The 20,100-nt window shown below is 44.0% G+C and carries 21 protein-coding genes and 1 tRNA gene; 8 read left to right on the plus strand and 14 right to left on the minus strand.

Going from position 1 to position 20,100, the window contains the following annotated elements; all coding sequences use genetic code 11:
- Nucleotides 1-12: 12 nt before the first annotated feature.
- The 10 genes from L4C38_RS17060 to folB all read right to left on the minus strand — a co-directional run bounded on the left by L4C38_RS17060 (nucleotide 13) and on the right by folB (nucleotide 6,637).
- A complete protein-coding gene (locus L4C38_RS17060) occupies nucleotides 13-933 on the minus strand; it encodes a peptidoglycan DD-metalloendopeptidase family protein (protein ID WP_428798759.1) in 921 nt (306 codons plus the stop codon).
- 2 nt (nucleotides 934-935) lie between these two features.
- Complete coding sequence (locus tag L4C38_RS17065) at nucleotides 936-1,562, minus strand: protein-L-isoaspartate(D-aspartate) O-methyltransferase (protein ID WP_428798760.1); 627 nt, start codon at nucleotides 1,560-1,562, stop codon at nucleotides 936-938.
- Nucleotides 1,563-1,564: 2 nt separating this feature from the next.
- On the minus strand, nucleotides 1,565-2,323 hold the full coding sequence (surE, locus tag L4C38_RS17070) for a 5'/3'-nucleotidase SurE (protein WP_428798761.1): 759 nt from the start codon (nucleotides 2,321-2,323) through the stop codon (nucleotides 1,565-1,567).
- Nucleotides 2,320-3,366, minus strand: a complete 1,047-nt coding sequence (truD, locus tag L4C38_RS17075) for a tRNA pseudouridine(13) synthase TruD (protein ID WP_428798762.1) — start codon at nucleotides 3,364-3,366, stop codon at nucleotides 2,320-2,322. The genes surE and truD overlap by 4 nt, the downstream gene beginning before the upstream one ends.
- Before the next feature lie 33 nt (nucleotides 3,367-3,399).
- Nucleotides 3,400-3,879, minus strand: a complete 480-nt coding sequence (gene ispF, locus L4C38_RS17080; RefSeq protein WP_428798763.1) for a 2-C-methyl-D-erythritol 2,4-cyclodiphosphate synthase — start codon at nucleotides 3,877-3,879, stop codon at nucleotides 3,400-3,402.
- A gap of 3 nt (nucleotides 3,880-3,882) precedes the next feature.
- Complete coding sequence (ispD, locus tag L4C38_RS17085; protein WP_428798764.1) at nucleotides 3,883-4,590, minus strand: 2-C-methyl-D-erythritol 4-phosphate cytidylyltransferase; 708 nt, start codon at nucleotides 4,588-4,590, stop codon at nucleotides 3,883-3,885.
- A complete protein-coding gene (gene ftsB / locus L4C38_RS17090) occupies nucleotides 4,584-4,871 on the minus strand; it encodes a cell division protein FtsB (RefSeq protein WP_428798765.1) in 288 nt (95 codons plus the stop codon). The genes ispD and ftsB overlap by 7 nt, the downstream gene beginning before the upstream one ends.
- A 107-nt stretch (nucleotides 4,872-4,978) precedes the next feature.
- Nucleotides 4,979-5,782 (minus strand): undecaprenyl-diphosphate phosphatase, encoded by an 804-nt coding sequence (locus L4C38_RS17095; protein WP_428798766.1) that lies wholly within the window; start codon nucleotides 5,780-5,782, stop codon nucleotides 4,979-4,981.
- A 10-nt stretch (nucleotides 5,783-5,792) separates the two neighbouring features.
- A complete protein-coding gene (folK, locus tag L4C38_RS17100) occupies nucleotides 5,793-6,287 on the minus strand; it encodes a 2-amino-4-hydroxy-6-hydroxymethyldihydropteridine diphosphokinase (RefSeq protein WP_428798767.1) in 495 nt (164 codons plus the stop codon).
- Complete coding sequence (gene folB / locus L4C38_RS17105) at nucleotides 6,284-6,637, minus strand: dihydroneopterin aldolase (protein ID WP_428798768.1); 354 nt, start codon at nucleotides 6,635-6,637, stop codon at nucleotides 6,284-6,286. Before folB ends, folK begins: the two co-directional genes overlap by 4 nt.
- Before the next feature lie 156 nt (nucleotides 6,638-6,793).
- Here folB and plsY point away from each other — a divergent pair, with 156 nt between their 5' ends.
- Entirely contained in the window at nucleotides 6,794-7,411 is a 618-nt protein-coding gene (gene plsY, locus L4C38_RS17110; protein ID WP_428798769.1) for a glycerol-3-phosphate 1-O-acyltransferase PlsY, read from the plus strand.
- 23 nt (nucleotides 7,412-7,434) lie between these two features.
- Here the strand turns inward: plsY and L4C38_RS17115 are convergent, their stop codons facing one another.
- Together L4C38_RS17115 and tsaD are read right to left on the minus strand one after the other, a co-directional pair.
- Nucleotides 7,435-8,253, minus strand: coding sequence for an alpha/beta fold hydrolase (locus tag L4C38_RS17115; RefSeq protein ID WP_428798770.1), 819 nt, complete (start codon nucleotides 8,251-8,253; stop codon nucleotides 7,435-7,437).
- Between the two features lie 232 nt (nucleotides 8,254-8,485).
- Nucleotides 8,486-9,502, minus strand: coding sequence for a tRNA (adenosine(37)-N6)-threonylcarbamoyltransferase complex transferase subunit TsaD (tsaD, locus tag L4C38_RS17120; RefSeq protein WP_428798771.1), 1,017 nt, complete (start codon nucleotides 9,500-9,502; stop codon nucleotides 8,486-8,488).
- 461 nt (nucleotides 9,503-9,963) lie between these two features.
- On the opposite strand from tsaD, the gene rpsU reads away from it, so the two are divergent.
- The 5 genes from rpsU (at nucleotide 9,964) to L4C38_RS17145 (ending at nucleotide 14,725) form a co-directional block, all read left to right on the plus strand.
- Nucleotides 9,964-10,179, plus strand: coding sequence for a 30S ribosomal protein S21 (gene rpsU, locus L4C38_RS17125; protein WP_004396009.1), 216 nt, complete (start codon nucleotides 9,964-9,966; stop codon nucleotides 10,177-10,179).
- Nucleotides 10,180-10,205: 26 nt separating this feature from the next.
- Nucleotides 10,206-10,649 (plus strand): GatB/YqeY domain-containing protein, encoded by a 444-nt coding sequence (locus L4C38_RS17130; protein ID WP_428798772.1) that lies wholly within the window; start codon nucleotides 10,206-10,208, stop codon nucleotides 10,647-10,649.
- A gap of 137 nt (nucleotides 10,650-10,786) precedes the next feature.
- Complete coding sequence (gene dnaG, locus L4C38_RS17135; protein WP_428798773.1) at nucleotides 10,787-12,550, plus strand: DNA primase; 1,764 nt, start codon at nucleotides 10,787-10,789, stop codon at nucleotides 12,548-12,550.
- A 98-nt stretch (nucleotides 12,551-12,648) separates the two neighbouring features.
- A complete protein-coding gene (rpoD, locus tag L4C38_RS17140; protein WP_428798774.1) occupies nucleotides 12,649-14,505 on the plus strand; it encodes an RNA polymerase sigma factor RpoD in 1,857 nt (618 codons plus the stop codon).
- Nucleotides 14,506-14,649: 144 nt separating this feature from the next.
- Nucleotides 14,650-14,725 (plus strand) — tRNA-Ile (locus tag L4C38_RS17145).
- A gap of 138 nt (nucleotides 14,726-14,863) precedes the next feature.
- On the opposite strand, the gene L4C38_RS17150 is transcribed toward L4C38_RS17145, so the two are convergent.
- Nucleotides 14,864-16,240: an NCS2 family permease gene (locus L4C38_RS17150; protein ID WP_428798775.1), complete on the minus strand. Its 1,377-nt coding sequence runs from the start codon at nucleotides 16,238-16,240 to the stop codon at nucleotides 14,864-14,866.
- A 512-nt stretch (nucleotides 16,241-16,752) separates the two neighbouring features.
- On the opposite strand from L4C38_RS17150, the gene L4C38_RS17155 reads away from it, so the two are divergent.
- Together L4C38_RS17155 and L4C38_RS17160 are read left to right on the plus strand one after the other, a co-directional pair.
- Nucleotides 16,753-17,196, plus strand: a complete 444-nt coding sequence (locus tag L4C38_RS17155) for an exoribonuclease R (RefSeq protein ID WP_428798827.1) — start codon at nucleotides 16,753-16,755, stop codon at nucleotides 17,194-17,196.
- Nucleotides 17,197-17,476: 280 nt separating this feature from the next.
- Entirely contained in the window at nucleotides 17,477-18,547 is a 1,071-nt protein-coding gene (locus L4C38_RS17160) for a TRAP transporter substrate-binding protein (protein ID WP_428798776.1), read from the plus strand.
- Nucleotides 18,548-18,623: 76 nt separating this feature from the next.
- On the opposite strand, the gene L4C38_RS17165 is transcribed toward L4C38_RS17160, so the two are convergent.
- On the minus strand, nucleotides 18,624-19,724 hold the full coding sequence (locus tag L4C38_RS17165) for a porin (RefSeq protein WP_428798777.1): 1,101 nt from the start codon (nucleotides 19,722-19,724) through the stop codon (nucleotides 18,624-18,626).
- Between the last annotated feature and the right edge of the window lie 376 nt (nucleotides 19,725-20,100).

Below are 20,100 nucleotides of genomic sequence, written 5' to 3' on the forward strand. Positions count from 1 at the left end.
TTTTAACAAAGATTACGGTAAATAACGCTTCGGATTAACCGACTTACCTCTATAGCGAATTTCAAAGTGCAAGCGAACACTGTTGGTTCCTGAATTACCCATTGTTGCGATTTTTTGACCTGATTTAACACTTTGGCCTTCTTGTACTAGCAACTGGTCGTTGTGCGCATACGCGCTTAAAAATTTATCGTTATGTTTTATTATGACAAGGTTTCCATAACCTCTTAAAGCGTTTCCTGAATAGACGACGGTACCAGCAGCTGTAGATAATATTGATTGACCCCGCTGTCCTGCGATATCAATCCCTTTATTTCCTTGGTCTCCCGCCGAAAAATTCTTGATTACTCTCCCTTTAGTTGGCCATAACCATTTGGTAACTTTAACATTGTTTGGTGTCGTCTTGCTGACACTATTGTTAACATTTTGTTTACCTTTAGAGCCAACATACTCCTTTGGTTTAGATTGTACAACCTCTTTTGTCGCAGTTTTATGTGCTGCTTGTTGAGTATTGGTAGGGGTTTGTTTGGTAAGTTGTTGATTTGAGTTTTTACTCGAAACACTAGGCTTAGCAACTGCAACCGTAGCCGTAGTCGCTACGGCTTTAGTTGATTTTGCGCCAGCTCCTAAGCCCGCATAGGCTGGAGCTTTATAGGCAGGTTGCCACAATTTTAATTTTTGCCCAGGAAAAATGGTGTATGGAACTTGTAAATGGTTGTAACGAACTATGTCACTTACATCTCTATCTGTGACATAAGCGATGAAATAAAGCGTATCACCCTTGGCAACTTCATAGTAACTACCTCGATAGCTCCCACGAGAGATCGAGTCGTAATCTTTATTCAAACTTGATACTGGTGCAGGGGAGTGAGCTGCGCATCCAACAAGTGCGCTACTCAAAGCAAACATCAATAATGAATTAGACTTAATATGCATGATTAAGCGAGATCACCTGCAATCAATGGAACAAAGCGAACCATTTCTACTATTTCAGATAAGTATTCTTGACCTTGGCGTGTAATTTTTAACAACTGTTGTTCGTCCACACCAACTGGAATAACCATAATACCACCGTCACCAAGCTGCTCAAGTAATCCATTAGGGATACTCTCTGCCGCAGCCGTGACAATAATGGCATCAAAAGGCGCTTTAGCTGACCAACCTTGCCAACCATCGCCATGTTTGGTTGAAACGTTATAAATATCCAACTGTTTCAAACGTCGTTTCGCATCCCATTGCAATGCCTTGATACGCTCTATCGAATAAACATGATTGACTAACTGAGCAAGAACCGCCGTCTGATAGCCTGAACCTGTCCCCACCTCTAGGACTTTGCTCTCTTGTTTTAGTTCAAGAATTTCAGTCATTTTCGCCACTATATATGGCTGAGAGATGGTCTGCCCATGACCAATAGGAAGTGCATTATTGTCATAAGCTTGGTGCATCATAGCTTGAGAGACGAAGCTTTCTCGCGGTAGCTTATAAATCACATCAAGCACCGCTTGGTTTTGAATGCCACTCGCGACAAGCAACTGCATCAATTTGTCGGCATGTGGGTTTGCCATTTCTAATTACCTTTTAACCAATGAGACATTGTCGCGATAGATTCATGTGCCGTTAAATCAACTTGAAGAGGCGTTATTGATACAAAACCTGCTTCTATCGCGAAAAAATCGGTACCTTCGCCAGCATCCTGCTCTTTCCCTGGAGGACCTAACCAGTAGATATCATGCCCTCTAGGATCTTTCTGCTTGATCATATCTTCGGCGTGATGACGAGCACCTAAGCGCGTCACTACGGTTCCTGCTAGATCCGAATAGGCACGATCAGGAATATTGATGTTCAACAATCGGTTTGTTGGAATTGGGGACTTTAGATGCTGTTGCACTAGTTCCACTGCAACTTGTGCCGCTGTCTCAAAGTGCTCTTTACCAGCAAGGGAAAGGGCGATAGCTTGTACACCTAAAAAATGCCCTTCCATCGCAGCCGCTACCGTACCTGAGTACAACACGTCATCACCAAGATTTGCACCATGGTTAATACCAGATAGAACAAGGTCAGGTAAGTCTCCTTTCATTAGTTCATTTAAAGCAAAATGAACACAATCTGTTGGAGTGCCTTGTACCGAATAAGTATTCGGTACAATTTCCGTCACTCGAAGCGGCTGCTCAAGAGTTAACGAATTGGATGCACCTGAACGGTTTCTATCTGGTGCAACAATAATAATGTCGGCAATAGGCTCTAAAGCTTTAGCGAGCGTATGAATCCCCTCGGCATGCACACCATCATCATTGCTTAACAGAATCCTTAAGCGAGGTTCACTCATGAATAGCTACGCTCCACTTCAATCTCTTCAATTAGTTCGCGAACAATTGATGTTGCAAAACAACCTGAGTCTAAAGCAAAGCGCAACGTAACTTCGTCTCCGTTCACTTGCCATGATAGGTCTTGCGCTTTTAACGCTATTTCACGGCGGTCATGACGCATACGGTTGCCACGAATCAATGCCATTAAATCAGGTTCAGCATCCAATTGTGGCTGCTCTAGCAACAGAGCTTGCGCTTGCGTCGGCAAAGCATTATCCCCCGCCATCGCAGCAGTGATAAGGTAGTCGCCAGCCTTCACTTTTTCATTTACTTCAGCCGAGTCTACGCTATCCACTAGCAATAGCTCGTTGCTCGCTTGCAGTAAATCACCTTCTAACACTTGTTCAAATGCGCCTTGCTCAATACGAGAAGAAACAATTGCATTAAATATCCACGAACGAGCGGCAGAAAGGTAAAGACTACGTTTGTTTTGATTGCGTGTGCGGACATTATCACGCCCCCAACGACGCGCTTCATCGACGTTATTGCCATCATGACCAAAACGTTGACTACCGAAATAATTTGGCACGCCTGTTTGAATTATTTTTTCTAAACGAGAAACAACTTCTGGCACATCAGTCACTTCAGATAAAGTCACTACAAACTCATTGCCAATCAGATCACCCGGGCGCAGCTTTTTGTTGTGGCGATCTGTCGCCACAATCTCAATCGATGGGTATTGCGCTAGGAAAGCACTGAAATCTGGCATTTCACCTTTCGGCAAATGTACACTCAGCCACTGCTCTGTCACCGCATGGCGGTCTTTTAAACCCGCCCAGCTAACATCTTTTGATTTAACACCACACGCTTTCGCTAACTCGTTAGCAACAAAGGCTGTGTTTTCGCCCGTCTTACGGATGCGCACCATTAGGTGCTCGCCTTCTCCGGTAAAACCAAAGCCTAAGTTCTCGTTTACTTGAAAGTGCTCTGGCTTAAGTTTGAGTTTGCCTTGAGCCGTTGGCTTGCCATTTAAATAAGCGAGCGAAGATAAAATATCTGACATGATTGATTCCATCGCCTTTAACAGCGATCTAAATTAATTTTGTTTGACCAGTAGAACCACCGCTTCACAAGCGATGCCTTCTTTTCGGCCAGTAAAGCCGAGTCGCTCTGACGTTGTCGCTTTGACATTTACATTGCCGATCTCGGTTTCCAAATCTTGTGCTATTGCCGCGCACATACTTTCAATGTGCGGCGCCATCTTAGGTGCTTGAGCGATAATGGTGACATCGGCATTCCCAAGTACGTAACCTTGTTGTTTCACTCGGCGATAAACATCACGTAGTAACATCCGGCTATCAGCGCCTTTCCATTGATCATCCGTATCTGGGAAGTGTCGACCAATATCACCCGCAGCAATCGCCCCTAGCAATGCATCAGCTAAAGCGTGCAATGCTACGTCGCCATCTGAATGAGCAAGCAAACCTTGCTCATAAGGTATTGCAACGCCACCAATAATGACCGGACCTTCACCACCAAACTTGTGAACATCGAAGCCGTGACCAATTCGCATCATGGGTTATCCTTTATTTCGCTCAAGATAGAACTCTGCTAACGCCAAATCTTCCGGCTGCGTAATTTTAATATTATCCGCAGAACCTTGTACCAATGCAGGGTGAAAACCCGCCCACTCAAGCGCAGAGGCCTCATCGGTAATGATAGCACCCGCAGCTAAAGCCTCAGATAAAGTTCGCGTTAGTAGAGTAGTTCTAAACATTTGTGGAGTTAACGCATGCCACAATGCTTCACGATCAACGGTATGTTCAATATTATTATTACCGTTAGCTCGTTTCATCGTATCACGCACAGGTGAAGCCAAAATGCCTCCAACCTCATGCACTTGTGATACTTCGATCAGTGTATTTAGATCAGCTTCACGAACACATGGTCGCGCAGCATCGTGCACCATCACCCATTCACTTGAAAGGTGCTGCTGCACGTATTGTAAACCAGAGAGAACTGAATCAGCACGCTCAGACCCACCGACAACTCTCACCACATCAGGATGCGTTGCTATGACCAAGTTAGGGAAGTAAGGATCACCTTCAGTGATGGCAATTACCACTTTACTTACTCTAGGGTGAGTAAGAAGTTTGAACACTGTGTGCTCTAATACCGTGTATTCACCTATGGTTAAATACTGCTTTGGCTTATCCGCTTTCATGCGGCTGCCAACACCTGCGGCTGGTACAATAGCAACAATCGAGTGAGAAGATTTAACTACCATGACTGATCTTCTTCCCCAATCATACGGTAAAACGTTTCGCCTTCTTTTACCATGCCAAGCTCATGCCTCGCGCGCTCTTCAATGGCATCAAGCCCCTGACGCAAGTCATCAATCTCAGCAAACATTTCGCTATTTCGGGATGTCAGGCTAGCGTTTACTTGTTTTTGTACTTCAATCTCAGAGCTGACCATTTGATAGTCAGACATACCATTTTTGCCCAGCCACCAAGTGTACTGAAGCCAGCCTAAAAGTAACAATAAGATCAGTGCAAAAGCTCGCATAAAATTCTGTTAGAAAAGAGAAAAAGAAAGACCACATATATACCACAATGTCGCGTTTGGCGCGAGATTGGGTTGATATGTGGTCTTAGGCAAATAAGTTGAGTTGGTTAGTTAATCGCTAGAAAAGCAAATAAACCAACACCAAGAATGAGTCGATAAATCACAAATGGTGTCATACCCATGCGAGAAATCATCTTCAAGAAGAAGTGAATGCATATATAGGCGCTGATAAATGAGGTGATGATACCTGTTACTAAAAAACCAAAATGAATAGGGTCTCCACTTGTCACCAGTTTTACACCTAAATAACCACCGGCAAGCAAAATGATTGGGATCGACATTAAGAAGGAGAAACGGGCCGCCGCTTCTCGGGTAAAACCAAGATAAAGCGCAGCGGTAATGGTTGCGCCAGAACGAGACGTACCCGGTATTATCGCCATCGCTTGAGAAAGACCTATAACAAGTGCCTTCTTCCAATTCGCCTGGTACTCATCGTTCACCAACGCTGCGTTTTTATCGACGTACCAAAGTAATAGACCAAAAATAATGGTTGTCGTAGCAATGACCCAAGCACTACGTAAGTAGATCTCGATTATGTCTTTCATCAACAGACCAAAGATACACGCAGGAATAGTCGCAAGAAGGAGCATCCATGCAAGCTTAGCTTCTTTACTTCTATCGCCCTTGAAAATAGAGGCGAAAAAAGCCGTCAGTAGGCTAACAACCTCACTGCGAAAGTAAATCATAACAGCCGCGAGCGTTCCTACATGAACAGCAACATCAAATGCCAAGCCCTGATCCTCCCATCCAAAAACGACTGAAGGCAAGATCAAGTGGGCAGAGCTAGATATAGGCAAGAATTCAGTAAAACCCTGAATCAATGCCAATATAAACGCTTCAAAATAACTCATTTAAAACTCATCAAAGATTGATTGAAAACCATGGCGCGATCTCTTTGAGCGATTCCGAGTGATTCGCCTGTTGGAAAATTTGCGCGATAGTTTGTCCATCATTTGGTACAACCAAATTCGGACATAATTCATTAAGTGGTTTAATAACAAATATATACTTATAAATATCATCACGCGGGATCTGCGGCTTGCATTGTGAAACATGCTCACCAAATAAAATGATATCAAGATCTAATGTGCGTGGTTCAAACTTAGCGGCATCTTCCTTACGCCCCCACTTAAGCTCAATGTTACGAAGGGCGTGTGAAAAATCCGTCAATTCCATTGCGGTTTTAATTTCCACGACGAGATTGTAAAAAGCCTTTCCTTTGAAACCAACCGCTTCACACTCATAAATAGGGGAAAGACGTAAATTCTCTCCAATTTGAGACAATTCAACAACGGCGGCTTCAATATGCTTCTTTCTTTCTAAATTCGTACCAACGCCAATATAGGCGGTGATCATAGTTGTCCTCGCTCGATCACAACTCCTACACCTTTTGCTTGTGGTACAGCACCAGGCTTAGTCAATCGGATCTTGATCCAAGGCACGCTAAAGCGAGACATAACTAATTCTGCAACTTCTTCGGCTACACGCTCTACCAACTGAAAGCGTCCTTCGACAATATAATTGATGATGGCGGTGCTAACTTGCGCATAATCTAGAGCATCATTGACATCATCGCTTTTGCCCGCAGAACGGTTGTCATGAGCCATTTCGATGTCGAGCACGAGTTTTTGTTTGATCTCTTGCTCCCAATCATAAGCGCCAATAGTAGTGATCACTTCTAGTTGTTCAATAAAGACTTTATCCATGTTTAACTGCTTCCTATACAGGTCGGATACCTAATGACGAGGAAAAATAGTACTATTTAGCTATCAAATGCTCGCGGCGAGTAGTTTGCTTGTAGCAAGCGCGATATGATAACAACTACTTGCTTTTTAAACATCTGTTTCATCGAGTTACCTTCTATGACGCCACTAGTACTTGCTATGATCATTTCAGCCTATTTGTTAGGTTCGATCTCTAGTGCCGTTTTGATCTGTCGAATTCTACGTTTGCCTGATCCTCGCAAAGTTGGATCCAACAATCCAGGTGCGACCAATGTTTTACGCATTGGTGGGAAAAAAGCCGCTATCTCAGTACTGCTGTGTGACATGCTAAAAGGAACGATTCCAGTTTGGGGTGGGTATTTCTTGCAGATTGACCCGATCATGCTGGGAATTGTAGCCATTGCGGCATGTTTAGGTCATATGTATCCGCTATTTTTCCACTTTAAAGGTGGCAAAGGCGTTGCTACCGCACTCGGGGCGATCGCACCGATCGGGCTAGACCTTGCTGCAATGGTCATAGTTACTTGGATCGTTGTTGCTTTTATCTCTCGCTACTCATCTTTCGCCGCTATTGTCACCGTATTGCTAGCACCAATGTACACTTGGATCATCAAACCACAATACACCCTACCCGTAGCCATGCTGTGTTGCCTCATTGTCTTTCGTCATCATCAAAATATCCGACGACTTTACGAAGGTTCCGAGCCCAAAATAGGCGACAAGAAAATGAATCAGACCTCGAGAACCGAGACCTAATTCATTTCAAGCGATACTGGTTACTAGCTTGAGTAAACTCGTGCCAAGAAACTCTCCAGCATATTAGTCACAAACTCAGGCTGTTCTAAGTTGGAAATATGCCCAGCATTGGGGATCTGTATCAATTCGGCACCGTGAATACAATCTTGCATTAGGTAAGATTCCAAATACGGTCGCGGAATATCTTCTTGTCCTACCGCGATCAGTGTAGGCAGAGCAAACTTTTCTAATTCTTCAATAAGATCACGGCGTCCAAACACCATACGTCCAATACGAGCAATCTCTTTCGCTTTGTCACCTTCTATCTCAGCCAAACTCTGTTTGAAGTTAGCAACTAACAGCGGGTTATCCTGTAGGGCATTATTAGCGAAAAACAGCGGTACCACAGCATCAGAAATGGCTTCTGGAACACAACGTTCACTTTCAATGGTATTTAACATGGCAAAGTACTTCTTATGAATAACTTCCGGCTCTAGACCAACAAAAGTGTCCATCAAGACTAAGCTTTTAGCGCGCTGAGGTGCTAGAGCGACTAACTCCGCCCCCCACATACCACCAGCAGACAAGCCAACTAAAGTGAATTCATCAATGTCGAGATGATCAAGTAATGCCAGAATTTGCACAGCATAGTCTTTTAGAGAGCGAGTTACCTGTGGAGCAAAATCTGATTCACCATGTCCCCACAACTCAGGAACAATGCAGCGAAATGATTGGCTCAACTGCTCGACTTGTAGGGCCCACATATTGCTATCCCACAAATAGCTATGTCCAAGAACAATGACAGGACCTTGACCAACATCACGGTAAGCCATTTGACGACCATCGATCATAAATTTATTCATGCTTCTATCCATTGATTATTATTTTAAATTCAGAATATTGTTTGAGATCACGTTTGAAACTAAATAAAAAAGGTCGCTTAGATGCGACCTTTTTTATTATACCCAAGAAACTTGAAGGTGCAGGTAGGCGGCAAGTAAGAAAGCCCCTGAGCATAGGTGAACTATGTGATTAGGGCGCACGAACACAGCCAACACTGCTGCAACTTCAAGTATGACGGGTATACATACTAGATTATGCGATAGGATCAAGTTGATCAATTGGCCAGCGTGGAATTGCCTGTACAGAAAGATCCGTTATTTGACCATTTTTCAAACGTTGCATACCGGCATAAGCGATCATTGCACCATTATCTGTACAGAATTCTGTGCGTGGATAGTACACCTCGCCGCCGATTTTCTTCGCCAAGGCGCCTAATTCTGCACGCAAACGCTTGTTAGCACTTACGCCACCAGCGATAACAATCCGCTTGAATCCAGTTTGATCCAATGCACGTTTACATTTGATCGATAAAGTGGCACAAACCGCTTCTTCAAACGCCAATGCAATATCAGCACGCGTTTGTTCATCATCACCATTAGCCCTAATGGTATTGGCAGTAAATGTTTTTAGACCAGAGAAACTCATATCTAGCCCTGGCACGTTAGTCATTGGTCGTGGGAATTTAAATCGACCCGGCGTACCTTTCTCAGCAAGTTTAGATAGAAGCGGACCACCAGGGTAATCGAGCCCCATTAACTTAGCAGTTTTATCAAATGCTTCACCTGCCGCGTCATCAATAGATTCACCAAGGATCTTGTATTCGCCAACACCTTTTACTTCAACCATCATCGAGTGACCGCCAGAAACCAGCACAGCGACAAACGGAAATGGTGGTGGGTTATCTTCCAACATTGGCGCAAGTAAGTGACCTTCCATATGGTGAACAGCCACTGCTGGTATATTCCATGCGTAAGCTAGGCTACGGCCAATTGTTGCACCAACTAAAAGTGCACCAACTAAACCCGGACCAGCCGTGTAAGCAATACCATCTATATCTTTTGGTTCTAGATTCGCTTCTGCCATCGCCGCTTTGATCAACGGAATGGTTTTTTTAACATGATCGCGAGATGCTAATTCAGGAACCACACCACCGTAATCGGCGTGCAACTTTACTTGGCTGTATAGTTGATGTGAAAGCAATCCTTTCTCATCGTCATAAATGGCAATTCCCGTTTCATCACAGGAAGTTTCGATACCGATAATACGCATGGTCTACTCGGGATGTGTCTTTTATAGTGGCAAATTGGCGGCAATCTTAACCCGCCTTCGCTTTGCAAACAAATGTTGTACAAACACCCACCGAACATTGCTTACATTCGTTCTACGCGTTTTTGCCCTAAATCAATGTGAAAAAACGTTATTATTAACCGTTTTTTTCTAGCTCAGATACAGGTAAAGTCAGCCTTGATTCTTTTGCACAATGTGTGTCCTAAGATTCTGATTTAGAAATTAGAACTAACAAAGTAGCCTTAAGCCTTTCCCAGTAAAGCTTGTTACGTAAAACTACACCTTGGCACTACATGGGTATATACTCGACAAAGTGCTTTACAAAGCCCTAGTGATCGGATTAAAATTCCGCACCATTTTTGATCAAGCTGGTTATAGACCGAACAGACTTGTTTGGGCTTCAGATACCAGTATTAACGAATAACCCCTGAGGTGAAAGGCATATGCCAATAGTTAAAGTACGTGAAAACGAACCGTTCGACGTTGCCCTACGTCGTTTCAAGCGCTCTTGTGAAAAAGCAGGCATCCTTTCTGAAGTGCGTCGTCGTGAGCACTACGAAAAGCCAACTACAGTTCGCAAACGTGCTAAAGCAGCAGCTCAAAAGCGTCACGCTAAGAAGCTAGCTCGCGAAAACGCTCGTCGCGTTCGCCTGTACTAATAACTAATTCCTAAAGGAACCTAGTTATGGCTCTAATTGATACTCTCAAAGAAGAGCAAAAATTAGCGATGAAAGCCAAGGATAAATTACGCCTTGGCACTATACGTTTAGCTCTAGCAGCAATTAAGCAACGTGAAGTCGACGAGCGGATCACTCTGAACGACGACGATATTCTTGCCGTGCTGACTAAAATGGTTAAACAACGTCGCGACTCTGTCGCTCAATATGAATCAGCAAATCGTCAAGATCTCGCTGATGTGGAAAGCGCTGAAATTACCGTACTTGAGGATTTTATGCCTCAACCGCTCACTGAAGATGAAGTGGCTCAGCTCATTGAAGCTGCGATTGCTGAATCTGGTGCTGCGGGCATGCAAGACATGGGGAAAGTAATGGGCGTTCTTAAACCACAAATTCAAGGGCGTGCAGATATGGGTAAAGTAAGTGGTTTAGTTCGCACTAAGCTGGCTTAATTACCCAACCTTATTGCAGCAAGCCGTGCACTCCATTGGATCGCACGGCTTGTTTGTATCTGGATGAAGGAATTTCTGAGATACTTATCTATCTTAAATAGTAATCACACTACTCACTTTCTTTTTTGTTAGGTTTTATGGCTGGACACATCCCTCGCAGTTTTATTGATGACCTTCTAGCTCGACTTGATATTGTCGATATCATTGACGCTCGGGTGAAACTTAAGAAAAAAGGCAAGAACTACGGCGCCTGTTGCCCATTCCACAACGAAAAAACCCCATCTTTTAGCGTAAGCCAAGAAAAGCAGTTCTATCACTGCTTTGGTTGTGGAGCTCATGGCAACGCCATTGACTTCATGATGGAGTACGAACGTCTAGAATTTATTGAAGCAATTGAAGAATTAGCCTCATTTCTTGGATTAGATGTTCCTAGAGAACAACGACAAGGTGGCGGTTTTCGTAACGATCAACCACAGGCCAGTAGCGATCAAAAGCGCACGCTATATGATCTAATGGGTAGCATTGGTCAGTTTTATCGTGATCAACTCAAGCAATCCAGTAGCAAGAGCGCTATTCAATACCTAAAAGATCGCGGACTCTCTGGTGAGATCGTGCAAAAATTTGGTATTGGCTATGTAGCTGATGAGTGGGATCTAGTTCGCAAGAATTTTGGTCAACAAAAAAGTGCTCAAGATATGCTGGTAACTGGCGGCATGTTGATAGAAAACGATAAAGGCAATCGCTACGATCGTTTTCGGGGACGTGTGATGTTTCCAATTCGCGATCGACGCGGTCGGGTGATTGGCTTTGGTGGCCGCGTACTTGGCGACGGCACACCAAAATATCTTAACTCGCCAGAAACACCGATCTTTCATAAAGGCAAAGAGCTATATGGTCTTTATGAAGTATTGCAAGCTTATCGTGAACCACCTCGTATCCTCGTAGTAGAAGGCTATATGGATGTAGTTGCTTTAGCGCAATATGGCGTCGATTATTCCGTCGCATCACTCGGTACTTCAACAACAGCTGATCACTTACACGTTTTATTTAGACAAACTAGCACTGTGGTTTGCTGCTACGACGGTGACAGAGCGGGTCGCGAAGCGGCATGGCGGGCAATGGAAAATGCATTGCCTTATCTCACCGATGGGCGTCAGCTTAAGTTTATGTTCCTACCCGACGGTGAAGATCCAGACTCTTATATCCGCCAACAGGGCAAGCAAGCATTTGAGCAACAAATTGAATCAGCAATGTCATTATCCGAATTTATGTTCAGCTCGCTAATGCAGCAAGTTGATACTTCGAGTCGAGAAGGTATGGCAAAACTGACAAGCCTCGCTGTTCCTTTGATAGATAAGGTTCCGGGCGGAACGCTGCGCCTTTACCTGCGAGATTTATTGGGTAAGCGTCTTGGCTTAATGGACGAGCGCCAACTTCAGCAATTAATTAGTAAAGAGACCAAAACAGAAGCGCGCAAACTTCCGCATCAAGAGATAAAACGAACTCCGATGCGAGAGGTAATCGCTTTGCTAATACAAAATCCGAGCTATGCTGATATGGTACCGGATTTAAGTAGTGTGAAGAGTCTAACAGTCCCCGGCCTAAGTTTATTGCTTGAGGTGCTTGATTATTGTCAACTTCACCCCAATATCTCTACAGGTCAATTGCTCGAGCAATGGCGAAATAGTAGCCAATCGGCACTAATGTTGCGTCTCGCGGGGTGGCAAATCCCTCTCGATAACGACAATGAAACAGATATTTTCTTAGACTCACTGGACAGGATTTTGTCTCAGTGTGTTGAAAAACAAATTGAAAATCTGCAGGCTAAAGAAAGAAGCATCGGTTTATCAGCCGAGGAGAAAAGGGAGCTACTAGCATTGATGCTAGATTTAAAAGCGTAACCCTGTTTGTATAGGCCGCAATCATTTAATTTGTTAATATGTATGGTTTGCATCTCGCATACTAATTCCTCCACTAAATACTAAGTTGGATACCGTCTATGGATCAAAATCCGCAGTCACAGCTAAAACAACTTGTCATTAAAGGCAAGGAACAAGGCTATCTGACCTACGCAGAAGTTAACGACCACCTGCCTGCAGAAATCGTAGATTCTGAGCAGGTTGAAGATATCATTCAAATGATCAATGACATGGGTATTCGAGTGGTGGAAACTGCTCCTGATGCCGATGATCTTGCGCTCAATGATGATGATGCTATTACCGATGAAGACGCAGCAGAAGCTGCGGCGGCAGCGCTTTCAAGCGTAGAAAGCGAAATCGGTAGAACCACTGACCCAGTGCGTATGTACATGCGTGAAATGGGTACAGTTGAGCTGCTAACGCGCGAAGGCGAAATCGACATCGCGAAGCGTATAGAAGATGGTATCAACCAAGTTCAAAACGCAGTAGCGGAATACCCTGGCACAATCCCTTATATCCTAGAACAGTTTGATAGAATCCAAGCGGAAGAGCTTCGCTTAACCGATCTTATCACTGGCTTTGTTGATCCTGATTCTGACCAAACCGCTGCACCGACTGCCACACACATCGGTTCAGAGTTACAAGAGAAAGATCTTAAAGACGAAGATGGCAATCAAGAAGACGATAATTCTGACGATTCTGATGATGACGAAGAAGAAGATACGGGTATTGACCCGGAACTTGCGCTTGAGAAGTTTACCGCTCTTCGCAATGCATTCCAAAATCATCAGTTAGCAGCGAACGAACACGGTAAAGAAAGCCCGAAAGCAACGATTGCTCACGCGCTTGTTATCGACGTGTTCAAAGAGTTCCGTCTAACGCCGAAACAGTTTGATTACCTAGTCACTGAACTGCGTACTTCTATGGAGCGCGTTCGTACTCAAGAGCGTCTTGTTATGAAGGCGACGGTTGAATACGGAAAAATGCCGAAGAAGTCATTCATCACTCTATTTACGGGTAATGAGTCAAGCGAAGCTTGGTTAGATGAAGTTCTAGCCTCTGACAAGCCATACGCAGACAAAATCAGACTGAGTGATTCTGACATTCGTCGTTCAATCATGAAATTAAAAATGATTGAAGAAGAGACGTCTCTGACTGTACAAGAAATCAAAGACATCAGCCGTCGTATGTCAATCGGTGAAGCTAAGGCTCGTCGTGCGAAGAAAGAGATGGTTGAAGCTAACTTACGTCTTGTTATCTCTATCGCGAAGAAATACACCAACCGTGGTTTGCAATTCTTGGATCTGATCCAAGAAGGTAACATCGGTCTAATGAAAGCAGTTGATAAGTTTGAATACCGCCGTGGTTACAAATTCTCGACTTACGCGACATGGTGGATTCGTCAGGCAATTACGCGTTCTATCGCTGACCAAGCACGTACTATCCGTATTCCGGTTCACATGATCGAAACGATCAACAAACTAAACCGTATCTCTCGTCAAATGCTACAAGAGATGGGGCGTGAACCGTTACCGGAAGAACTGGCTGAGCGTATGCAAATGCCAGAAGACAAGATCCGCAAAGTACTTAAGATCGCTAAAGAGCCAATCTCAATGGAGACACCAATCGGTGACGACGAAGATTCGCATCTAGGTGATTTTATCGAGGATACGACTCTAGAACTACCACTAGACTCTGCGACGGCAACTAGCCTTCGAGCAGCGACTAAAGACGTTCTAGCTGGTCTTACACCTCGTGAAGCTAAAGTACTGCGCATGCGTTTCGGTATCGATATGAACACTGACCACACTCTAGAAGAAGTGGGTAAGCAGTTCGACGTTACTCGTGAACGTATTCGTCAGATTGAAGCGAAGGCTCTACGCAAGCTACGTCACCCTAGCCGCTCAGAAACTCTGCGCAGCTTCCTAGACGAGTAATTTGCAGTCTCTCAAGTTAAAAGGTGAGCAATAGCTCACCTTTTTTGTATCTAATCGGTTTAACTGGATAAAAACTAAGCGGAATTAACCTATGTAGTGGCTAGACACTACAAGGCGCATCCCCTATAATCATTCACCTAATTCGGCCCCTTAGCTCAGTGGTTAGAGCAGTCGACTCATAATCGATTGGTCCCCAGTTCAAGTCTGGGAGGGGCCACCAAATTTGAAAAGCCCGTAGAGAAATCTACGGGCTTTTTTTATGCTTAAAAGCTATCGACTAAAAATCAGATAAAAAAATGGCTGGCATATAAAGCCAGCCATCTTAGAAAGCTATTTTCTAACTATCTCTACATTCGGATTAAAGTGCCCAACCACCCGCATAGAAGACAACGAGAATCGCTGTCAGTAGCACAATGCCGAAACTTAGCTTCTTCCATTCACCAGCAACAACTCGTCCAACGACCAAGCATAGGAAGCCCAGCATAATACCGGTAACAATGTTTGCCGTTAGAACGATGAACACAGCACATACCAAGCCAGCCAGTGCATCAATCGAATCACCAAAGTCTAACTTACTAACATTACTTAGCATGAGCAAACCAACATACATTAGCGCTGGTGCTGTTGCATAATTTGGTACCAAATAGCTGATTGGTGAAATAAACAGAACCAAGAAGAACAGCAAACCAACCACAACCGCTGTTAAACCTGTTTTACCACCAGCAGCCGTACCAGCAGCCGACTCAATATATACCGCAGCAGGAGCGCCACCCACAACACCTGAGACAATGCTACTTAGCGAGTCAGAGGTAAGTGCCTTACCACCATCGATAATGTTGCCATCTTTGTCTAGCAAATCTGCTTGCCCAGCAACCGCACGGATAGTACCCGTCGCATCAAAAATCGCGGTCATCACAAGCGCTAAGACGCTAGGTAAAACAAGTGGACTAAATGCCCCCATGATATCCATGCTGCCAAAGAGTGAATTCTCACCGCCAAAAGAAGGCATAGCAAACAAACCTTGGTAGGTTACATTTGGATCAAAAATAAGACCAAAAATAGAAATCGCGACAATGACAAATAGGATCCCGCCTGGAACACGGCGCTTCTCTAAACCAAAAATCGCAGCAAGACCCAATACTGACATAATAACTGGCAGTGACGTGAAATCACCAAACTTCACTGGCAGACCTTCAGCAAGGTTTTTCTCAACCAAACCAACGCCATTCGCGGCAATCAATAGCAGGAACAAGCCAATACCAATTCCTGTACCGTGAGCAATACCGATAGGTAGATTCGTCAAAATCCATTGGCGCAAACCCGTTACGGTAATGCCGGTAAACACCACACCCATTAAGAACACTGCGCCTAAAGCCACCGGAATGGAAACACCTTGCCCTAGCACCAAGCTAAATGCCATAAATGCCGTGAGTGAGATTGCACAGCCAATCGCCATTGGCAAGTTTGCCCATAAGCCCATTAGCAATGAACCAAATGCCGCAACCAAACAAGTAGCAATAAACACTGAGCCTTGGTCGAATCCAGCCGCACCCAGCATGCTAGGAACAACAATCACCGAGTACACCATTGCTAAGAACGTTGTCAGACCTGCCAGCACTTCTTGGCGGACATTGCTTCCTCGCTGGGTAATTGAAAAGTACTGGTCCAGCTTACTTCCTGTTGGAGATAAAGCTTGTTGACTATTCTCTGGCTGAGATGGGGTCTTGTCAGACATCATTTTTCCTATTCGATTTTTGAGACTAAATACCATGAAAAGCATTAATGCGTGATTAATTCACATCAACACTTGGTTGGAACGAGTCATTTATGGGTATTTAACAAAGCAGCTATACCCAAGAAACTTGAAGGTGCAGGTAGACGGCAAGTAAGAAAGTCTCCCTGAGCATAGGTGAACTATGTGATTGGGGCGCACGAACACAGCCAACACCGCTGCAACTTCAAGTATGACGGGTATAAATCTGGTTAAAACAGAACACCCACATTAAGTAGGGCTGATTAAAGGCGGGAAAATACAGGGTAATTTTGCTGATGACAAGCGATTTAACCCGTTATAGCAAACGATTCCGTAATCAGTGTCATTGAGATTGTACTGTTCTATTTACAGTCAATTGTTACGCGGGTTTTATTCGCTGAATCGAGGCTCATACAACTCACAACGAACAACATTGAGTAACATGACGCAGAAGCGTTACAATACCGCCCCATTAAAAAATGAAGTAAGTGATGATGCCGCGCGATTACACCTTTGATTACCTATCGACCACACCTCGTGAAGAGCTAGAAGAACTGAGCCTACGTATGATTCAGCGCCTCGTGCCTGAAGAATATTTAACTGAGCTGTTCACGTTCGACAAGGAAGAGACGGAATCAGAAGAGAAGCTGCACGAAGCTCAGCTAGATGCGATGCTGCGTCTTAATGCTATTGCACTAAGTCAGTTACCAGCTTTGTTCCAAGAATCAGAAAATGCACCACAAAATACGCTTCGTATGCAACGGCTGATCCTATGGCACTTCTATGCTGTTTCATTTCACTTGGAACGAGCGATTCCGCTGGAAGTGCATTGCAACCACGTAAACGTCATTTTAAAACAAAGCCCTGAGAGCACGCTTGAGTGGGTGACAACCCTAACGGATTTGCTGCGCCAATACGCGCAAATTGCTCAGGCATAGCTCAAACCCGTCATTGAATCACCTTTACGGCAGAGTTGGCTTACTTTGCCGTGATCTTACCAACAGATATAAAAACGCGATGATTATCTAGCTCAACAGATAACGCCATGACGAACACCATGCCAACTCTTGATGAACAAAATACTCACCTGCACTTTTTCATATTCACCATAGCTTGTACTTAACAACGCTAACGTTTGTTCTATTTTGACTATTGACTGATTAAATCAGAACTTTAACTCTACTGACGATAAAGTAGTCAATACAGGAAGTGACCATAATGAATAAATGGATTAAACAAGCGTTAGTGAGCGTCATAGCTGTGTCGTTCAGCCTTGGCTCAACCAGCGCATTGGCACAAGAAAAAGTCTACCGTTTAAAATTAGCGGAAACTTGGGGAGCGAATACGCCCATCCTTGGCGACGCCTCAAAAAACTTAGCCAAATTAGCAAGTGAGATGTCTAACGGCCGTATACAGATCCGCATCGATTCCGCCAATAAGCACAAAGCGCCATTAGGCGTGTTCGATATGGTCAAATCTGGTCAATACGATTTAGGCCACTCCGCTTCTTATTATTGGAAAGGTAAAGTACCTAACACACTATACTTCTCGGCGATGCCATTTGGCATGATGTCGACTGAGCAGTACGCGTGGTTCTATCATGGTGGCGGCTTGGAGTTGATGCAAGAAGTCTACGCACCACATAACCTACTCTCTTTCCCAGGCGGTAACTCTGATATTCAAATGGGGGGCTGGTTTCAAAAAGAGATTAACAGTATCGATGATCTAAAAGGGCTTAAGATCCGCATTCCGGGCTTTGCCGGTGAAGTGATGGCTCGCGTCGGCGCTAAGCCAACCAATATTGCACCGGGTGAAATGTACACCTCATTAGAGCGTGGCACCATTGATGCGCTTGAGTGGGTGGGACCTGCTTTTGATCTGCGCATGGGCTTTCACAAAATAGCCCCTTACTACTACACCGCATGGCATGAGCCGGGCTCGGAGACTCAGTTCTTAGTCAACAAAAAAGCGTGGGAGAAATTACCCAAAGATATCCAATCGATCTTAGAAACCGCCTTCCGCGTCGCTGCCTTTGATATGTATACCCAAGCAATTGATGCCAATGCCAACAGCTGGGCATCGATGAGTGAAGAATATCCGAACATCAAAGTACTTAATTTCCCGCCTGAGGTAATTGAACGCCTCAACCAAGAAAAAGAAATCCTGCTCGATGAGTTTGCCGCCAAAGATCCACAGGCAAAACGTATTATAGAATCTCAACGTCAATACCTGACCAAGGTTCGCTCTTGGACAGACATTTCAACCAAAGCGTATCTCAACAACAATTAACCGATAATGAAAAGCCAGAGCACGATAGAATCGGCTCTGGCTTTTTTTCGGCAGTTTGTTTTACACTAAAGCGAAATTAGAAAGCGTAAATTACTGTGATACCAGAAAGCGTATCATCTTGATCGCCAGCACTTAGACCTTCTTCTTCTACTTTTCTTACTTCACCAGAGATGATGAAGTTAGGCGCTGCGTGGTAGCTCAAACCAACAGAGTAAATGCTACGCTCGCCTTGAATATCGCCATCATCAAAGTCTACGTTTGATAGGTAAACATATGGGCGAAGACCGATAGCAAAGTAGTACTCAGCATAAATATCCATGCCTTCCGCATCAGAATACACGTTATCGCTGTACGCTAAGTAGCCAGTTTCGTATGCTTTAGTACCGTCAGTATAAGCAGCTGCGACTTTAAACGCTTCGTATGAATACTTAACAGCAACCGTGGTGAGTTTTTGTTCATCACTTGGGTCAAGATTCAGAGTGGCATCTGTCGTCTCAACTTTGTTGACCAAATGTGTCGCACCTAGGCTAACTCCGCTGTCAAAGTCATAGCTTGCTGCAAATGCATAGTTTGATGTACGAGATAGAGCGCCGCCAGGAGCCGTCAGATCAGAAAAAGGCGCATTTTCTTCAAAGCCATGTTGAGCCGAAAGATTCAAGTTATCAAAGCTCTTACGGTAAGTCACTAGGTCATCACCACGAGCCGTTGCCATAAAGCCACCGTCTTTAGTATCGCTAAAGAGTGGTGTTGCATCTGGATCGAATACAATCATGTTATCCATGTAGCCTGCTACATCATGGTATGCAGAGTATTGCTTACCAAAACGTAGGCTACCGTACTCTTCATGATGCACAGAGAAGTAACCTAGACGAGTACGGAATTGATCGCTTGATTTAGATGCGCTTTCCGTAGGGGCACTGGTTAAATTATCCCATTCAAATTTCACATCAGCAGACCAGCCATTACCGAGTTGCTGCTCAACACCAAAACCCAGCGTACTGCGGCTAGTACTGAAATCATGTCCGTCAAACAATGCGACTGGCTCTGAGTAATCCAGCAAAAATGCACCCGAAATATCTACTTTAGTTGTATCATTTTCGTAAACGGTTGCAGCAAATGCTTGGCTTGAAAGCGCCAAGCTGGTTAGAAGTACTAGCTTCTTCTTATTAAATTTCATTCCACGCTCCGATATTGGATATTATTTTGTACCCTTACAAATAGGGCTTTAATTTACAGGCAACAATGTCAAAGTAATGAAATAGCAGCAAATACAAATTAAAAAATCTAAATTAAATAGATAGATTCATTTTGTAGCAAATCATCAAGAGAGTTATTAATTAAATGTTAATAAAATGATAGGGAACTAATTCCTTTTAAATTTGGTATTAACATAAATACCAAACTAGAGACTAGATATTGCGACAAGAAGGCAGGGTAGATAGTGTAAAGTCTTGTGTATACCAAGCTATAGAGCTTGAACACGACCTACTTTTATTTTTACGACCATTATTCATCTCGAATCCCACTGCTATTTCTTTAATATTTTTGACAGG

Source organism: Vibrio kasasachensis, from assembly GCF_050337565.1.
Taxonomy (GTDB): domain Bacteria; phylum Pseudomonadota; class Gammaproteobacteria; order Enterobacterales; family Vibrionaceae; genus Vibrio; species Vibrio kasasachensis.